Source organism: Lysinibacillus canaveralius (assembly GCF_047301505.1).
GTDB lineage: Bacteria > Bacillota > Bacilli > Bacillales_A > Planococcaceae > Lysinibacillus_B.
In genome coordinates, this window is sequence record NZ_CP154840.1 from 2,591,951 (window position 1) to 2,609,738 (window position 17,788).

Sequence of the window (17,788 nt, forward strand, 5' to 3'; positions counted from 1 at the left end):
GAAAACTCAGTTGAAAATTACATTCAACTACCTACGAAAATGACAAAATGCCTTGAGAGTCCGTCCCTCAAGGCATTTTGTCTTCACTCTGAGAGCGTCTTTTTGACACGCCTCTTCCCTGCTAATATATTGTTGATTTAAACTTCACTTTCCAGCCACCATCCCTTGCCATTTCCCATTCAAATATTTCTTTTCCAGTTTGGGAACTTTCCACAATTAACTTCTCTTCTATTATATTAAATTCAGCCGTTTCCAACATATAGGCATAGTAGCTGAAGTAGTGCTTCAGGTTATCTTGTTTGATTTCTTTAAAATAATTCTCCAGTCTTTCATAGGAAATATCACTTGTCAAAGCTTGCGCTGTTTTGTAATCAGCTTGCAGTAAAGCATACAGTTGGACTCTTGCTACCTCTTTTGGAGCAGCTTTTGCCGCAGCAGTGTAGCCTTTTTGTTTTACTTCTTCGTACAAAGTCACTTCTGCAGAAGACCATGACGTTTCAATGTCGGCAATGGAATAGCCAAGTACCTTTCCGATAATCTGATCTTTTTTTATATATCCTTGCACACCATCACTCAGCCAGTTATCAGGATGGACGAACAGCTCATCTTCTGCCATTTGACCATAGTCGACTGTTTCGCTAGTCTTGTAATCAGGATAGCCCTCTGCCCTTGCCCAGCCATAGGGTTCAAGAATACCTATTTCATTAATTACAATAGAGCTTTCTTCTTTTTTTACAGAAACCCCATGACTTCCCATCTCATTTGTCGCCTGAATGCGAACGACTTCCGGCCCATCTCTTCCTTCTACCAATACAACATCGGTAAAATTAAAAGCATTCTTTTCATAATAATCAGGGTCAACTACAATGTCGAATTGGGAATATTCCTCTCCGTACACATGCATCGTATCCTTCTCATAGGAAAGGATATAATCGTCCCCTACAAGCTCATAAACAATTGGCAATTCCGTTATGATATCTGGACGTGGAACTTGTTCTGCTCTCTTCTTCACTCCATCCTTTACTAAATAAACAGGTGTTCCTACTGAAGGCACCAAGGCAACCCATATTTTATCTCTGTCAATTGTAAACAATTCTATTTCTTTTTCTCCTACAATTATTGAGTCTGTGCCATCTTTCAATTTACCAGCAAAAATGACTTCTCCATTTTCACCGTGATAATCTTCATAAGTCCAGTTTAGAGGCTCTTCATTCATTTTATCGGCTCTAATACCAGCCCCCCCTGACAGTCCAAATTCCCATTCATTATCCTCATAGATCATATATTGAAAATAATACACCTCACTTTCTCCCTGATCATAAATACCAACAATAAGGGCATCATTTTTTTGATTAAAAGACAGCTTGACATGCCGGATATCGACTTGCATATTATTGCGCTCTTTCTGTAAAAACTCTTCGTATGCAGCAATGGCACCTGCCTGAGAATAGCCTTTATCCACCTTAAAACCATTCATGACAAGGAAAAAACAAACGACTGAAAAAACTGCCACTGCTCCAATCGGCACCCATCTATACCTCTTTTTTTGAGTCATCTGCAGCACCTTCTTTTTCTTTTCATCGGAAAGTCTTAGTTCTCCAAAAATCTCCTGCTGCTCCTGTTTAAATCTATTCATGCGATAACACCTCCCACTCCATTTCACCAAGCCGCTCCTTTAGCATGGCTCTTGCTCTTCTAAGCCTTGTTTTCACAGTATTTTCAGATAGTCCTAAAAGTTCTGCAACAGCAACACTCGTATATTCTTCATAATAAAAGAGCAATATTACCTCTCGATAGATGATGGGTAACTGCATGACATGTTTTGTCAGTTCTGTTTGTTCGATCGATGCAATCAGCCTTGCCTCTATTCCTTTTTGCCGGTCAGCTTCTTTCTTTATTAGTAGGTTAGAAAAAATTTGCGTTTTATTTTTCCAGCTGCGCAGATAATCATGGCATGTATTGATGGCTATTCTCGTCAAATATGTTTTCACGGTCGCCTCTTCACGAAACTGCCCGTATGACTTGAAGAATTTGATGAAACTCTCCTGCACCAAGTCCTCGGCGGTCGCCCAATTCTTCACATATGTATAACTAACTTGCAGCAAGTAGCCGCTATATGTATCCATTAATTCATTCATTTCTCTATTCGATAGCATGTGCTCACCTCACTTATTGCCCCTTTGACGGTAGAGTTCTCCCTATAGTTTCACAAATCCCAGAAATTGTATTGGTCTATTTCAAATGGTAAACTCATATAGATAGAAAGGTGCATTTTTTTAAAGATATGACAAATGTAAATTGACTTACTTGCAAACTTTTTTACAATAGTATAAGTATACATACAGGAGGCGATGGAATTGAAGATTTTTACTGATAGCGCATGTGATTTGCCAAAGGGCTATTATGAGGAACATCAAGTATCCTTATTTCCGCTGCGAGTCCATGTGAATGGACAAGAATACGATGATGTATTCGGTATTGACCCAGCGGACATTTACAAAGCGATCGCGGCAGGTGCCCAGCCGAAAACATCACAAGTGTCTCCGGAGGCCTTTTATAATGCATTTGAAGAAGCAGCGAAAAATAAAGAGGAAGCCATATATATTGCATTTTCTTCACCGCTATCCGGCACATGCCAGACAGCAATGATGGTACGTAATGAATTGCTTGAAACATATCCCGATATGAAGCTTGCCATCATCGATACGAAATGCGCGTCACTTGGACAAGGCTTTGTCGTAAAGGAAGCCGTAAAACTCCGTGACGAGGGAAAGACCTATGAGGAACTGATCGAATTACTACCAAATTATGCCTCGAAAATCGAGCATCTCTTCACGGTTGCTGATCTGGATTATTTGGCAAAAGGCGGACGTGTATCGAAAACAAGCGCGTTTGTAGGCGGACTTTTGAATATTAAACCTATTTTGAATGTGGAAGACGGAAAATTGATTCCAATTGAGAAAATAAGAGGACATAAAAAAGCGATCAACCGTATGATCGATATCATGGCAGAACGCGGCGGTGACTTCTCAGAAAAAGTTGTGGGCATTTCCCACAGCAATGATGAGCAGCTTCTTGCTGACGTAAGAAAGGTAATTGAAGAACGTTTACAGCCTAAGGCAGTTGACGTGACTAATATTGGCGCAGTTATTGGGTCCCACGTAGGTTCCGGGACAATTGCTATTTTCTTTACAAACGATTAACAGTCAAGCCTGCTGAAGGTTAAATCAGCAGGCTTTTTGATTCCCTATAACTTCTCCAAATCTAGCTGCCTATGCTCGATTAGAAAAAAAGCATGCAAACTTACAGGTCTGCATGCTTTCATTTTATACTTTAAAATTATCCACCATTTTCTCCAGGAATTCTGACTCTGCCGTCAGCTGCTGGGATACAGCGCTAATTTCCTGTATGATGCCTACCTGCTCTTCAATTGTCTCCGCTACTTTCGCCGCATGGCTGGCCGATTCGCTGGATTGTTCGGAAATTCCAATCACTGAAACAGTTACTTCTTCTACAGAAGCAGAGATTTTATCAACTACTGAGGTCGTTCCGCCAATTTCATCTGCTATTTGATCAACAGCCTTTTCAATTAGTACAAATGTCTCCCCAGCCTGCTTAACAATTGCCACACCGCTTTCAGAGGCCCTCACACTTTGCTCAACAGAAGCCGCTACCTGTGTTGTTTCGTTACGGATTTCATTCGTTAAACGGTGAATATGATGAGCCGATTCCTTCGACTGTTCAGCCAGCTTGCGCACTTCATCAGCCACTACTGCAAATCCTTTTCCATGCTCTCCTGCCCGTGCTGCTTCAATCGCTGCATTTAACGCTAACAGATTCGTCTGATCTGTAATATCTGTAATGAGCTTTGTCATTTGCTGAATTTCATTTGACTGTTCAAGTAATCGAGCAATCATTGTTTCTGTTATGTTTGTAGTAGAAGATATTTCTTCCATTTGACTTTCGATTGCATGAATGGATTTAATCCCTCTATCAGCTAGGTTTTTCATTCTCTGCGTATTTAGATGAATGTTTGAGGTAGATTTGGCCATTTTCTGCACAGCATATGTTGTTTCCTTCATCGAATCGGCACTGACATTTGCATTTTCGGCTGATGTCTTTGCATTATTTGATAACCGGTCAGCCAAATCAGCCGTTTGTTCGATATATGTAAGTGCCTTATCCGAATGGGTAGCTAAATCCTCGCTTGAACTCGAAAGCTGCTGGGTATTCTTTCTCATTGTTTGAATAAGAGTCGTAAGCGATTCTTTCATTCTGTTGAATGATTCAGCAAGCTCTTTCACTTCACCTGTCGAGCTTGTCTCAACATTCTCCTTTGTTAAATCACCTGCAGCAATGGTACTGACTGCCTGCTGCAGTTTTTGAATTGGGGCGCCAATCACCTTGCCCATAATAAATGCTGCTGAAATCGAAACTATTATACATACAGCAACAAGCACAATCGTCATCCAAATAGCCATTCTTGCCTCATTTTTTACTTTATTGTTCATCGTCGTAAACTGCTCATCATAATAAGCAATAAGTTTGTCTATCTGATTGGACATATTTTGACTCGGCGGCCGTACTTCATTATTAATCGTTATTTTAGCCCCTTCATCGTCAAAAACCCGGGTTTGCTCGATTGCTTTATCAACTGCAAGATTGAATTGTTCATTTTCCTGTACAAATGTTTCAATTACCTCGGCCATTGCCTTCGATGGCTCGCTATTTAACTTCTTAATTTCCTCTTCCATCTCTATCCGGGCTGTATCCAAATCCTTAAGCACACTCAAATCCCCTGAAAGGGCATATTGCCTGACAAGCATCCCTTGGGTACTCAAATTGTCCTTCATCTCACTCGCTAATAAAAGTACAGATTGCTGTTCATCAACGATTGTCTGCATGTTAGAATTCATACGTTGAATCTGCATAAAATTAATAATTGAGACGAGAATTACAATAATAAGGATGCCCAAGTAAGATGCAAGTAATTTTTTTCTGATAGTCATAGTAAATACCTCATCTGTATGTTATTAGTAAAATTATATACTAAAGTCCCCCTATAAGAAATAGAAGATATATTTTTCGTGAGTATTTAACCGCGATAAAAAGCACGCTTTTTTTACATATAATTCAATATATAAATAAATATTATAGAAATTTTTTAATTGTTTCTGGCTTTTCTATCTAAATACCCGATAAAACCATTGATTTCTATTCCAATTACCGCTCATATAACTGGGCTCATAACGCTGCTCCTTCAGTTGAGGAGCGTGTGCTAATGAAAAAGTGTTGCATTCTAACTCGTTTAAGATGGAGAGGTATTGAATATCATAAAGATAAAATTTTAGATTAGAGTCCTTGAGCATCTGGAAACAGTAACAATTGACCGTGCCTGCTGGTGCGAAAAAAAGGCCTTATTTACACCAGCTATCCCCTTGGAGGACCTAAAAATTGCTCCTCAAAAGATTTGCTGCAATGAATTTAGATAATTTTTCCACATGACTTGTTCAAGCTGCTGATTTATGATCTAACCTTCTTGTATAGACGATTTACATGCAAAATTTCAGGGAATTTTCCCTGAAAGCACAAAACACCTCGAGAGATTAAGCTCTCGAGGTGTTTTATTTTGTATCTGAAGCAAACGGTCTAATGTAATCTACCTATTCAGGATCGAGCATCGGTCATTTGTTTCCATACGGACCCTTTTGCTTCTTCTCCTTGTTCAATGCGAGCAATCGCCATCTTCACCTGAAGTTTCACTTCGAACTCAGGATCGTTCTCTGCTTCATGAAGGGCAGGTAAACAAGCTTCTGTACCTGTTTCATATAGGTACATGGCTGCACGCCAACGAACCAGCTTGTTTTTATCCTTTAAAGCCTCTATCATTGCAGATTCAAATTCTTCAAAGCCAAGATCACTCATACAGTCCCCTGCCGTCCGGCGAACAGCTGCACTCTTATCCTTCAATGCCTTTGATAATGCTGGAACAACTGCTGTATCCTCAATCATTCCTAGATAAACAGTAGCTAATCGGCGAATCGCCATCTGGTCATCGTCCAGTGCTAAGGCCAAAAGAGGAAGATCGTCTACTTCCGGATCCGGCAGTTGATCAAGGAGCTGGAAGCGCTGCTGCCAATCTTCGTGCTCCTTATACATTTCCACCTTCACCTTCTGCTTCTCCTGCGGTACAGCTTTCTTACTTGAATTTGCTGCATCAACAATCAACTGTAGCCGTTCATCCGGATATGTTGCGAGCACTTCCTGCAGAACGGCTTGAGCAATTTCTTCCTTTTCTCCGTAACGGACACCGTAATCTACCCATTTACGCTGGAAGATATAATTTTCATCTGTTTCCTTTGCTTCAATTGACTTAAACGCTTTTGTAAACTGCTCCCCTGTAGCAATGCGCGTCTCTGATTCATTATCAAATACTTTAATTTGAAGAGGTACACCTTTAAACATTTGGACATGTACATATACTTCTCCAAAATGCTCGTTTACAGTAGTACCTTCCTCTGCTGGACCATTCGTTTCCCCCAGAGCAGTCCGGATACCTGATAAAATAGTTTCCCAGGCAAATTTAGCATTACGTTCCACAGCCAGGAAGTTTGAGACATGGTATACACCTTTTACTCCTTCTACGTGAAAGATAGCCTGAATTTCTGGGGATGCTTGTTCGATATTTTCTTTTGTATAATTATAGCTTTTACCAAAAGGTAGATCTTGATCGATGACAATTTTCATCGAGTTTGGACTCGGTGTTGGTTCAATTGTGATGATTTTCATGGAATGTTTCCTCCTCAACTATTTACGATTTCCTCTAAGTAGCTCCAGCGCTCTATTAGATGTTCATAGTGGGCATTCAGCTCCTCAAGCTTTGCTGTCAGCTCTTGCAGCTTTGTAAAGTCAGAACCCGTTGTCGAAATGCCCTCTTCTGTCTTCATAATATCTTCTTCCACTTTTGCAATCGTCTCTGCAATAGTTTCCCATTCCTTCTGCTCTTTAAAACTCAGTTTTTTCTTTTCTGATTTCGGTTTTTCCTGTCTCAGTTTGTCTTGCTTGATTTCCCTTACATCAAGCTTTTCCTGTTCCTGCTTCTTTACTAAGTAATCTGTATAAACATCCAGACTTTCTTCAACATTTCCCTTTCCATCAAGAATCCATAACTTTTTGGCAATTCGATCCAAGAAGAAACGGTCATGGGAAATCGTAACGACAACTCCTGGGAAATGCTCGATGAAATCTTCCAGTACTCCAAGTGTCTCAATATCCAAATCATTTGTTGGCTCATCTAGTAATAGCACGTTTGGCTGTTCCATCAATAATCGAAGTAAATGCAGTCGCTTGCGCTCACCACCAGAAAGCTTGCCTATTGGTGTCCCATGTGTATGTAGGGGAAATAAAAAGCGTTCAAGCATCTGTGCCGCTGAATAGCGGATGCCTTGTGCATCTGTAATGTCATTTGATGCTTCACGGATGTATTCAATCATTCGCTCATTCTCATTCATCTTTGGCAATACTTGCTTAAAGTGCAGTCGTTTTACAGTAGAGCCTACAAGAACTTCACCTTCATCAGGCTCAAGCTCTCCAGCCAAAATATTCAGCAATGTTGACTTACCATAACCGTTTGCTCCGATAATGCCAATTCGGTCACCTTGCTGCAACAGGAAGCCAAAATCTTTAAGAATAACCCGATCACCAAATGCTTTCGAAATCTTTTCTGCTTCCAGCACTTTTCGGCCTAGACGTGTCGTAGCAAGGGCCAGCTCTAAATCAGCATCATCACTTGAGCGGTCGATGGATTTATCAAGTTCTTCAAAGCGTTGAATTCGCGCCTTCTGCTTTGTTGTTCGCGCTTTTGCTCCTCTTCGAATCCACTTCAATTCCGAGCGGTAGCGATTTTGGAGTTTCGCCTGACTTGCTGCATTCATTTCTTCTCGTATAGCACGTGCCTCTAAAAAGTCCGCATAATTTCCTGTGTGGCGATAGAGCGTCTGATCTGCCAGCTCATAAATATGCGTTGCCATCTCATCTAGGAAATACCGGTCATGGGTAATGAAAATAACGGCACCCTTTAAGCGGGATACCATTTCCTGTAACCATTCTGTCGATTCGACATCCAGATGGTTTGTCGGCTCATCCAACAGGTAAAGGTCTGCCGGTTCAATAAGTACTTTGGCAAGTGCTACTCGTTTTTGCTGACCGCCTGATAATTCCGTCACAACCCGATCAAACATATCAATACCCAGTTTCGTCAAGGCTTGTTTGGCAAGTGCATTGACATCCCATGCGTTTTCACTATCCATTTTTTGCTGAAGGGCAAACAAGGTGTTTTGAAGCTGTTCAGAGTCCGGTCTGCCTGCTAGGGCTGCTACTGCCTCCTCATATTCACGATTGAGCTGCAGTATTGGTGAATCGCCATCAAATACCGCCTGTAATACCGTCATTCCAGCTGGAAAAGCAGGGTCTTGCTCTAAATAGGCTATCCGGTATTTATTAGGATGATCAAGCGAAATAGAATCCGCATCTTGAACACCCGCTAGGATGGAAAGAAGCGTAGATTTACCAGTCCCGTTAATACCGATCAAACCTGCTCGGTCCCCTTCGTTGATAGTAAATTCTATACGCTGAAACAGTGTTTTGTCTCCTACTGTTTTGGTTAAATTATTTACGATTAAATGACTCATACAATCCCGTCTCTTTCATTTTTAAGCTGTCTTAAAAAGGATACCATAAATTCATGACGTTCTTCAGCCATTTGCCTTCCCTTTTCCGTCACCATCAGATCTTTCAACAATAGAAGCTTCTCATAAAAATGGGTAACTGATGCAGTCGATTTTGTTCGATATTCCTCAACAGACATATTAGAACGGGTTTCTTCTGCATCATCATACAGTTTACGGCCCTTCGCTCCCCCAAAAGCAAAAGTTCGCGCAATACCAACTGCACCAATTGCATCAAGACGGTCTGCATCACGAACGATTTTTGCTTCTATCGTTTTTGCCTCCAGCTCATTTCCTCCATTAAACGAAACGGAAGCAATGACCTCCCGAATGAAGTTACGCTCTTCTTCTGTCAAATCAAGCGCTGCTAAAATACGCTCTTCCGATTCCTTAGTTGTTGTATATTTTGCATCGCTTACATCATGCAGCAGTACAGCCAGCTTTACAATTTCACTATTAGCTTCCGGTTCTGACGCTAGAATCGTTTCTGCATTTTTATATACGCGTTCAATATGCTGGAAATCATGGCTGGCATCCATGTTGTCGTAGATCTCTCTTACTAGCTCCGTACATGTGTCTAAATTATTCATTACACTGGACCTTCTTTCAGAATTTCATTGTTTAAATTATTATAAGTACTTCTAAAGTATAAGAAATATAATAGATTCATTATATACTATGGGAAGTATTATTTCCCAACAGGAGAAGATAAATCAAAGATAAATAAGGATATTTTTCTCAAACATGAAATGAGTGAGTATGCTTTGATGATCACCGATTGTTGCTGGAAGATCTCGACTTGTAACTTTTCATAGCGGCCCATAAAACAATTAAAAAGTGCGCCAGATAATCCAGCGCACTTTTCTTCCTTATTTAGATAAAAGCTAGGGCAGGTGAAGAATCAATATGGATCTGCTTCATGCCCTTTATCAACAGCTTCTTTTACTGCTTGATCATTTTTTGCATTCCCAAGTGGTCCAGACTCCGATGATGAGGCATTTTTCAACCCTTCACGCAAGCGTCTGCCATATTCTTCATCAGCTTGCTCCGCATACGAAATCATTTTTTCCTGAATTCTTGGATCACACTTCGACAAGTCGGTTACTAAATTAAGAATGAGATCATCTTTCTCCCATTGTTCGAATGCTCGATATGTTTCGCCAGCCTGTTTAAAGTTATTCTCCCGATCAATTGATTCACGGACAAGCTTCCCTTTAATTTCAGGTGTGTATTCCTTGCCTGTCTGTTCTGCCTCTTGGAGTCCTCCCAAGATGGACGGCTCATAGTTGATATGCGGATTTTGGTTAGCTCCTTTATCAACATAATATTCCATTTGACCGCCTCGCTGATTTGTTGCCACTCGCTTCTTCGGCGCATTAATTGGCAGCTGCAAATAGTTCGGTCCTACACGATAACGCTGTGTATCGGAGTAGCTGAATGTACGGCCCTGTAACATTTTATCGTCTGAGAAATCAAGCCCGTCCACCAGCACCCCTGTACCGAATGCCACCTGCTCTACTTCTGCAAAGTAATCTTCAGGATTTTTATTCAGCACCATTTTACCGACCTTTTGCCATGGGAATTGCTCCGGCGGCCAAAGCTTTGTATCATCTAATGGGTCAAAATCAAGCTCAGGGTGATCATCATCGCTCATGATCTGTACATACAGCTCCCATTCTGGATAATCACCTTTTTCAATCGCTTCGAATAAATCCTGTGTCGCATGGTTAAAATTCTTTGCTTGGATTTCCTCTGCCTCTTTTTGCGTCAAGTTTTTAATGCCCTGTAAAGGCTCCCAGTGATACTTAACAAGGACTGCCTCGCCTTCCTTGTTCACCCATTTGTACGTATTAACGCCTGACCCCTGCATCATACGATAGTTTGCCGGGATACCCCATGGCGAATAAACAAGTGTTACCATATGGAAACTTTCAGGAGAGGCTGCACAGAAGTCGAAGAATCGCTCTGCATCCTGGCGGTTCGTCACCGGGTCTGGCTTGAATGCATGAATCATATCAGGAAATTTCATTGCATCACGAATAAAGAAAATCTTCAGGTTGTTACCTACTAAGTCCCAGTTACCATCTTCTGTATAAAATTTCACAGCAAAACCGCGAGGGTCTCGTAATGTTTCAGGTGAATGCCCACCATGGATTACCGATGAGAAGCGTACGAATAATGGTGTGCGTTTTCCTTTTTCCTGGAACAGCTTAGCACGTGTATATTTGCTGATTGGCTCGTCGCCTACCATACCATAGCTTTCAAAATAACCATGCGCCCCGGCACCACGAGCATGCACCACTCGTTCAGGGATACGTTCGCGGTCGAAATGACTGATTTTTTCGATGAAATCATAGTTCTCCAGTGTAGCAGGACCCCGGTTTCCTACAGTTCGGATATTTTGGTTATTTGTAACCGGATGCCCTTGTCTGTTCGTTAACGTATCTTCATTTTCGATATTAGTTTCATGATTTTGGTTTTTATCCATTCCATTCACTCCTTTACTTATATAGAAGTAGTTTATCCACTATTCAAGAACGGTAAACGGAAAAATCTCCAATCTTCTGTTCATTTGGTGACATTTCTCATTTTTTCACACTACAAAACCCCGATAGAATCTATCTTCCATTTCTCAATACCAAGATTTCTGAGTTGGAAAATTAACTTTTATGAAGAGCTATTTTTTTTAGAAGTAACGATAAATTTACTCGCAAATTTTTAATTACTCGCTATTTTACAAACAAAAAAGCGGGAGTTTCCTCCCGCTTACTTCTCGTTAAAACAGCCCTACTGCATGTCCTTCTTTATCTACATCCATACGCAGTGCAGCCGGCTGCTTTGGCAGTCCAGGCATTGTCATGATGTCTCCTGTCAGACAGACCAGGAAACCCGCACCAAGTTTTGGAATGACTTCACGCACAGTAACCGTAAATCCTGCTGGGCGACCGAGGAGCGCCGGCTGATCAGACAATGAATACTGCGTTTTTGCCATACAAATCGGCAGCGCATCCCAGCCGAATTTTTTTATTTGGGCCATCTGCTTCTTCGCAGCGTCTGTAAACTGTACACCTTCTCCACCATACACATGTTTGACAATGCCATCAACCTTCTCTTCGATGGATTGATCTAGCTCATAAAGCTGGTGGAAGTTGTTTGGTTGCTCCAACACTTCAAGCACCTGCTTTGCAAGATCAATACCGCCTTTTCCGCCTTCTTCCCATACATTCGTACGGGCGATACGGATACCTTCATTTTTTGACCAATCCAGAATCGCCTTCAGCTCTTCTTCTGTATCGGTAACAAAACGGTTGAGAGCGACAACCGGCTCAACACCAAACGTTCGCACTGTCTCTACATGCTTTGCCAAATTTTCAATACCCATCTTTAAAGCCGCTACATTTTCTGTTGAGAGCATATCTTTCGGTACGCCCCCATGCATCTTTAACGCACGGATTGTCGCTACGATAACTATTGCATCCGGTTTAAACCCGCCTTGACGTGCTTTAATATGCATGAATTTCTCTGCCCCTAAATCCGCACCGAATCCAGCTTCCGTCACAACGATGTCTGCCAGCTTTCTGGCAGTCTGTGTCGCAATAATGGAATTGCAGCCATGTGCGATATTTGCAAAGGGGCCTCCATGTATTAAAGAAGGTGTCCCTTCCATCGTCTGAACAAGATTTGGCTTGAACGCTTCTTTCAACAAGAGCGTCAATGCTCCCTCTACGCCAAGTTGTTTTACAAAGACAGGCTCACGCTCATACGTATAACCGATGACAATGTTTGCCAGACGTGTTTTCAAGTCTTCTATACTAGTAGCTAGGCAGAATACCGCCATAATTTCAGATGCCACCGTAATATCAAATCCATCTTCCCGAGGTACACCTTGCACCGGACCCCCTAGACCGATGACAACCTTCCGCAATGCACGGTCGTTTAAGTCCATCACACGTTTCCATAAAATGCGACGTGGATCAATATTTAAGGAGTTGCCTTGGTGGATATGGTTATCGATAATTGCAGCTAGTGCATTGTTTGCTGTCGTAATTGCATGAAGATCTCCTGTAAAATGAAGATTAATATCTTCCATTGGTAATACTTGTGCATAACCGCCGCCTGTTGCTCCTCCTTTAATACCCATTACTGGTCCAAGAGAAGGCTCTCGTAAAGCTACCATCACCTGTTGGTTTAACTGTTGTAATGCATCAGCCAGCCCTACTGTCACAGTTGACTTCCCTTCTCCAGCAGGGGTAGGACTGATTGCTGTCACCAGTACAACTTTCCCTGTTGAAGAGCCTGGAATTTTAGAAGGGTCTAGCTTTGCTTTATACCTTCCATACTGCTCTATTGCTTCTTCAGGAATCTTTGCTGCTTCAGCAATGGCCGTAATTGGCTTCATTACGGCTTTACTGGCGATTTCTAGGTCTGTTAATGGTTTCGTTACTGTCATTGTACACCCTACTTTCACATGTAATCTTATTTATTATATACAAAATAAGAAGGCTGCAACCGACTCATCTTGAAGAAATATAGCCAATTTGTTGACAGTATATATCTGTTCCTGTATATTTTTAAGCATAATTGTCTTAATTTTTCGATTAAGATTATTATAACTGCAAGTATGGGAGGAGAACGCTCATGCACCAAGGGAAAGTAAAATGGTTTAATAACGAAAAAGGTTATGGGTTTATTGAATGTAACAATGGTGAGGACGTTTTCGTGCATTTCACTGGCATTCAAGGTGAAGGTTTCCGTACACTGGAGGAAGGACAGGCAGTAACATTTGAAATTGTAGAGGGGAACCGAGGTCCCCAGGCTTCAAATGTGTTTACAGATTAAGTATACGCCGGCTTCCGTCGGTGTTTTTTATTTTCCATTAGAAAAGGCTGCTCGATGAAAATTTCGAGCAGCCTTTATTTCTATTCTTTACAAGAACAAAATCCCTTCTGCCATTTTTACCCCTCATTGTCGTCACGACATTCTGGATGCTGGCACTGTAGTGGACGGACTCATCTTTCCCATATCCATTTAAAAATACTGTGGTCCGCCGTACTGTTCTTTTTAATAAGAGCTTTCCAAATAATTAATACGTTTCTGTGAACATGTATATGGCATTTTGAAAATGTAGAACACGTTCTTCCCTTGCTCCTTTTAGAACAACTGTATGGAGACCCGGCCCGTTCTCCAAGAGAACATCCCATACCGCTCCATCATCATAAGGACGATAAAAAGACAGATTACCGGAAGGAGTATATATGGTCAGAACCTCTGCATTCGTTTTCTCATCTATTATTAAAGTACTTTCCAGACGGCAAAGCTGCAGCAGGATACGAGCCATTTCGAAGTTTGAAACTATGTAAGATACCTCTGCAATTTGCAAAGGGCCAGCAGCATGTTCATGGATGATCCCCCGCTCTTTCATATCTTGAACACGGTCTTCCTCTGGCTGGTCCCACTGGATAAAGAACGGCAAGTCAATTTGATTATTTTGATCTCCTATATGAAGAAGCTGCCAGCTGACAATCGATCCATCCGGTCTGGTACGAGAGAAACGGTCAGGCCCTATTACATCATATCCCGCTCTCTTAAACTGTTCAGCGTCCTGTTCGATTGTCGTTGTGCTGATAGCCACACGTGTTAAACCATTCTCAAATTGGTTTCGGGCATATGTTTCATGAAGTGTATATGGAATAGTCGAAGCCTCTTTAAACTTTTCTTGATCATAAATATTGATCAATTCAATATAAGATTCTTCAAAATAACATAGCGCATTATATGTGCCCCACTGCTCATGTTTTCCCCCTGGCACAACGTGAAGCCCCTCAGAGCGCAATCCCTCAGCGGCTTCTTCCGGACTTTCAACAAAATGGACAATATGATCCAATTTATACATCCAATCCCTCCGTTTTTCTAGTGTATATTTCAATATGTCTATGCAGGACAGAAATTGAAATTGGTAATTTACCAACCATATCGCCATCCACATTCAATTCCAGCTGCCGATCAGCCTCAACGTACAACTCTTTTGTACTAAAATAGTGCACATTCTCATCATCCTTCAATGAATTAAAGAGCATATTTGTTGCAATTTTCAATGTTTGGAAGGTAGAGTCGCTTTTAATAACGAAGCAATGCACAAGACCATCTGTAACATCTGCCTCATCTGCAATAGTGGAAAAGCCCCCTACCGAATTTGTAAGCGCCATAAGAAATAGAATAGCTTCCTTTTCAACCACTTGGTCATCATACGATAAGCGAAGGGTAAAAATCTCGTTGTCAAAAATCGCTTTGGCCCCTTCGATTAAATAAGCAAGGGAACCAAGTCTTGTTTTTTGTTCAATGGATACTTCACCAACTGCCTCTGGAAGAGCACCGATGGCCACAACGTTCGTAAAATATTCATTATTTACCTTTCCTATATCTGCATATGCCGTCATTCCTCCAAGAAGTTTAATTGCTTCATCTGGACTTAGTGGGATATTCAAGGCTCGGGCAAAATCATTAACGGTACCAAGCGGAACAATGCCTACTTTAGGGCGGAAAGGCTTTTCTGCTATCCCATTAATTCCTTCATTCACCGTTCCGTCTCCTCCAACAAGTATGACAGTATCAAATCGTTCCTCACAGGCTTTTTCAGCCAAGCGTTTTGCATCGCCTTCACATGTAGTTTTTACGACTTCTATGTCATGCGTGGCACAGAGCTGGTCACAAATCTTTTGCTCATAATGAAGACTCTCTTCTTTTCCCGATGTCGGATTTAAAATAATTAGTGCTTTTTTCATTCTTACTCCCCCTAGTAGCGATAGATTCTTATCCATACCCCTTTAGGAGGAAATATGTCACCCTTTTGTACCCATTATAACGAGGCTACTATGAAATATATAGAACAAAACACCATATTTACATAATATAGAAGTTCTCCTCGTTTTGACGGAGCCAGTCTTGAAGGATTTCAATAAATTTTCCTGCTGCTGGAGAGACATTATAAGATGTTGATAACCCTATAATACGGAAAGTCTCTTGTTCAAAAGAAACGGCATTTACATTGTCCGGTAAGCTGCCTAGTACAAGTTTCGGCATAATTGTAATTCCCAACGAGTGTTCTACCATTGTAATAATTCCTTTGTCATCAAACAGTTCAAATCGAATATTCGGTTTAATACCATACTTCTCAAAAATCGTTATAACATCATTTGTTCCTTTGTAAGAAGGCATGATAAAATTTTCCCCTTCAATATCCTTCAAGTTAATTTGTGTCATATTATACAGCGGACTATCAGACGATATAATACACAGCATCGGGTCCTTTATTAGGGGAATATACTGGAACTGCTTAGAGCTTGGCCGATTTAAAAACCCACAATCAATTTCCCCGGCGATTAGCCACTTTTCGATTTGATAATAGTCCCCTTCCCTCAGCTCAATCCGAATTCCTGGATATTCCTGTTCCATTAATCGAATGATCGTTGGCATCCATTTCGTTGAAATACTCGAAATTAAGCCAACACGTACTGTCCCTTTCGTTAAACCATTAATACGGGAGGCTTCCTGTTGAAGCTGCTCCTCAGCTTGCAGCACTTTTCGCATAGCAATAAGCATTGTATGGCCATCTGATGTCAGAGTAACACTCGAGCGGCTCCGGTGAATCAATGGAAACCCAAATTCTTTCTCTAAATTAGACACAGCATGGCTGACTGCGGACTGTGTGAGACCAAGCTGTCTAGCCGCCTTTGTGAAACTTTGGGCTTCTGCAACCCTTTGTAAAATCTGATATTTTATTAAACTCATATGATTTACACCTTCTTTATTTAATAAACATGAATTTTTTTAATGTTAATTATTATAAACATTCGTTTTACTAATCGCAAATACCGCCGTATAGTTGTGTTATAACAGTTTGATAGTTGGTGGTGGAATGATGAGTTTACAAGGAAAAGCAAATACACTTATGGTCATCGTCACAATGTTTTGGGGCGTAAGCTATACATTTATGAGAATGGGTTTAGAATCGCTTGAAACATTTAATATTGTTGCATGGCGATGCTCGATCGCTTTTATTGTTGCGGGATTCATTTTCTACAAAAGAATGAAAAATATAAATAAGCAAACATTGACTTATGCAGGTATTCAAGGATTTTTATTATTTGCTGTATTTTCCTTGAGCCTCTTTGGTTTAGAAACGACGAGCGTCTCTAATGCTGGTTTCATCTTAAGTTTGACAGTCGTGATTGTTCCTATTTTCTCAAGTTTATTGGAACGAAAACTTCCATCAGGTGCTGTAAGTATTGCCGTTATATGTACTATGGCAGGAATCACGTTCCTGACGTTGAAGGAATCGCTGTCTTTTCAAATTGGAGATATTCTAGTAGCTGTTGCAGCGTTTGCATATTCTATTTACTTAATACTCAATAGTAAATTCACAAAATCTGTTGATTCAATTGCTTACGGGGTGTATCAACTAGGGTTTGCAGCCCTATTCGGTATTATTTGTATGGTGACTTTTGAGACACCGGCGATGCCTTCATCACCGAAAAGCTGGATAGCTATTCTTGGACTCGGATTGATTTGTACAGCTTTCTGCTTTATCGCACAATCTGTAGTACAACAGTATACATCCCCTACTCATACGGGCCTCATTTTTTCACTGGAGCCGATTTTTGCCGCACTTTTCGCAATTTTGTTTATCGCTGAACCATTTACGCTTAAGCTATTTGTCGGAGGAGCTCTTATTTTAGCAGGCAATCTGGTTGCACAGTGGGAACAGCTTCATCAAACTAGATTTTTACGTAAATCGAAAACGCATGAAAAAACGGCTTAAGGAGACCCTTAAGCCGTTTTTATTTCTCTTAAATAGAACAAACGCTCTCTATTAGCTTTTCTCGACTTTTCTAGAATACCATCTATATTGTCATATAATTGCTAGAAAAAACATAGACTAGCTAATAGGCCGCAAATGTCAGAACGTTTTCAATATACAATCATTTTTCATTCCAACAAACTGACGTTATTATTAGGTATGTACTATTTTTATCGTATATTTTATTAAACAAACGAAGGAAGTG

General features: G+C 40.8%; 14 protein-coding genes. 3 read left to right on the forward strand and 11 right to left on the reverse strand.

Annotated features, from left to right (window positions below):
- Positions 1-121: 121 nt before the first annotated feature.
- Together AA0Y26_RS13230 and AA0Y26_RS13235 are read right to left on the reverse strand one after the other, a co-directional pair.
- Positions 122-1,636 (reverse strand): hypothetical protein, encoded by a 1,515-nt coding sequence (locus AA0Y26_RS13230; protein ID WP_413362387.1) that lies wholly within the window; start codon positions 1,634-1,636, stop codon positions 122-124.
- On the reverse strand, positions 1,629-2,156 hold the full coding sequence (locus AA0Y26_RS13235) for a sigma-70 family RNA polymerase sigma factor (RefSeq protein WP_413362389.1): 528 nt from the start codon (positions 2,154-2,156) through the stop codon (positions 1,629-1,631). The genes AA0Y26_RS13230 and AA0Y26_RS13235 overlap by 8 nt, the downstream gene beginning before the upstream one ends.
- Before the next feature lie 201 nt (positions 2,157-2,357).
- Here AA0Y26_RS13235 and AA0Y26_RS13240 point away from each other — a divergent pair, with 201 nt between their 5' ends.
- A complete protein-coding gene (locus tag AA0Y26_RS13240) occupies positions 2,358-3,203 on the forward strand; it encodes a DegV family protein (protein ID WP_413362391.1) in 846 nt (281 codons plus the stop codon).
- Positions 3,204-3,326: 123 nt separating this feature from the next.
- On the opposite strand, the gene AA0Y26_RS13245 is transcribed toward AA0Y26_RS13240, so the two are convergent.
- The 6 genes from AA0Y26_RS13245 to AA0Y26_RS13270 all read right to left on the reverse strand — a co-directional run bounded on the left by AA0Y26_RS13245 (position 3,327) and on the right by AA0Y26_RS13270 (position 13,176).
- Complete coding sequence (locus AA0Y26_RS13245; protein WP_413362393.1) at positions 3,327-5,009, reverse strand: methyl-accepting chemotaxis protein; 1,683 nt, start codon at positions 5,007-5,009, stop codon at positions 3,327-3,329.
- A 658-nt stretch (positions 5,010-5,667) separates the two neighbouring features.
- Positions 5,668-6,789 carry a conserved virulence factor C family protein gene (locus tag AA0Y26_RS13250; protein ID WP_413362395.1) on the reverse strand — a complete coding sequence of 374 codons (1,122 nt, stop codon included), beginning with the start codon at positions 6,787-6,789 and terminating at the stop codon, positions 5,668-5,670.
- 14 nt (positions 6,790-6,803) lie between these two features.
- Positions 6,804-8,690: an ABC-F family ATP-binding cassette domain-containing protein gene (locus tag AA0Y26_RS13255; protein WP_413362397.1), complete on the reverse strand. Its 1,887-nt coding sequence runs from the start codon at positions 8,688-8,690 to the stop codon at positions 6,804-6,806.
- Positions 8,687-9,316 carry an HD domain-containing protein gene (locus AA0Y26_RS13260; protein WP_413362399.1) on the reverse strand — a complete coding sequence of 210 codons (630 nt, stop codon included), beginning with the start codon at positions 9,314-9,316 and terminating at the stop codon, positions 8,687-8,689. The genes AA0Y26_RS13255 and AA0Y26_RS13260 overlap by 4 nt, the downstream gene beginning before the upstream one ends.
- A 311-nt stretch (positions 9,317-9,627) precedes the next feature.
- Complete coding sequence (locus AA0Y26_RS13265) at positions 9,628-11,214, reverse strand: catalase (protein WP_413362401.1); 1,587 nt, start codon at positions 11,212-11,214, stop codon at positions 9,628-9,630.
- Positions 11,215-11,502: 288 nt separating this feature from the next.
- A complete protein-coding gene (locus AA0Y26_RS13270; RefSeq protein WP_413362403.1) occupies positions 11,503-13,176 on the reverse strand; it encodes a formate--tetrahydrofolate ligase in 1,674 nt (557 codons plus the stop codon).
- A 188-nt stretch (positions 13,177-13,364) separates the two neighbouring features.
- On the opposite strand from AA0Y26_RS13270, the gene AA0Y26_RS13275 reads away from it, so the two are divergent.
- Positions 13,365-13,565, forward strand: coding sequence for a cold-shock protein (locus tag AA0Y26_RS13275; RefSeq protein ID WP_413362405.1), 201 nt, complete (start codon positions 13,365-13,367; stop codon positions 13,563-13,565).
- A gap of 244 nt (positions 13,566-13,809) precedes the next feature.
- Here the strand turns inward: AA0Y26_RS13275 and AA0Y26_RS13280 are convergent, their stop codons facing one another.
- The 3 genes from AA0Y26_RS13280 to AA0Y26_RS13290 all read right to left on the reverse strand — a co-directional run bounded on the left by AA0Y26_RS13280 (position 13,810) and on the right by AA0Y26_RS13290 (position 16,514).
- Entirely contained in the window at positions 13,810-14,619 is an 810-nt protein-coding gene (locus AA0Y26_RS13280; RefSeq protein ID WP_413362407.1) for a VOC family protein, read from the reverse strand.
- Positions 14,612-15,508: a diacylglycerol/lipid kinase family protein gene (locus AA0Y26_RS13285; RefSeq protein WP_413362409.1), complete on the reverse strand. Its 897-nt coding sequence runs from the start codon at positions 15,506-15,508 to the stop codon at positions 14,612-14,614. Before AA0Y26_RS13285 ends, AA0Y26_RS13280 begins: the two co-directional genes overlap by 8 nt.
- A gap of 118 nt (positions 15,509-15,626) precedes the next feature.
- On the reverse strand, positions 15,627-16,514 hold the full coding sequence (locus AA0Y26_RS13290) for a LysR family transcriptional regulator (RefSeq protein ID WP_413362411.1): 888 nt from the start codon (positions 16,512-16,514) through the stop codon (positions 15,627-15,629).
- Positions 16,515-16,641: 127 nt separating this feature from the next.
- Between AA0Y26_RS13290 and AA0Y26_RS13295 the strand changes: the two genes are divergently transcribed.
- Positions 16,642-17,544, forward strand: a complete 903-nt coding sequence (locus AA0Y26_RS13295) for a DMT family transporter (protein ID WP_413362413.1) — start codon at positions 16,642-16,644, stop codon at positions 17,542-17,544.
- Positions 17,545-17,788: the final 244 nt, after the last annotated feature.

Excerpts from the sequence above, each read along its gene's own strand:
- AA0Y26_RS13230 (WP_413362387.1), bottom strand. The coding sequence starts at position 1,636 with ATGAATAGATTTAAACAGGAGCAGCAGGAGATTTTTGGAGAACTAAGA.
- AA0Y26_RS13235 (WP_413362389.1), bottom strand. The coding sequence starts at position 2,156 with ATGCTATCGAATAGAGAAATGAATGAATTAATGGATACATATAGCGGC.
- AA0Y26_RS13245 (WP_413362393.1), bottom strand. The coding sequence starts at position 5,009 with ATGACTATCAGAAAAAAATTACTTGCATCTTACTTGGGCATCCTTATT.
- AA0Y26_RS13250 (WP_413362395.1), bottom strand. The coding sequence starts at position 6,789 with ATGAAAATCATCACAATTGAACCAACACCGAGTCCAAACTCGATGAAA.
- AA0Y26_RS13255 (WP_413362397.1), bottom strand. The coding sequence starts at position 8,690 with ATGAGTCATTTAATCGTAAATAATTTAACCAAAACAGTAGGAGACAAA.
- AA0Y26_RS13260 (WP_413362399.1), bottom strand. The coding sequence starts at position 9,316 with ATGAATAATTTAGACACATGTACGGAGCTAGTAAGAGAGATCTACGAC.
- AA0Y26_RS13265 (WP_413362401.1), bottom strand. The coding sequence starts at position 11,214 with ATGGATAAAAACCAAAATCATGAAACTAATATCGAAAATGAAGATACG.
- AA0Y26_RS13270 (WP_413362403.1), bottom strand. The coding sequence starts at position 13,176 with ATGACAGTAACGAAACCATTAACAGACCTAGAAATCGCCAGTAAAGCC.
- AA0Y26_RS13275 (WP_413362405.1), top strand. The coding sequence starts at position 13,365 with ATGCACCAAGGGAAAGTAAAATGGTTTAATAACGAAAAAGGTTATGGG.
- AA0Y26_RS13280 (WP_413362407.1), bottom strand. The coding sequence starts at position 14,619 with ATGTATAAATTGGATCATATTGTCCATTTTGTTGAAAGTCCGGAAGAA.
- AA0Y26_RS13285 (WP_413362409.1), bottom strand. The coding sequence starts at position 15,508 with ATGAAAAAAGCACTAATTATTTTAAATCCGACATCGGGAAAAGAAGAG.
- AA0Y26_RS13290 (WP_413362411.1), bottom strand. The coding sequence starts at position 16,514 with ATGAGTTTAATAAAATATCAGATTTTACAAAGGGTTGCAGAAGCCCAA.
- AA0Y26_RS13295 (WP_413362413.1), top strand. The coding sequence starts at position 16,642 with ATGATGAGTTTACAAGGAAAAGCAAATACACTTATGGTCATCGTCACA.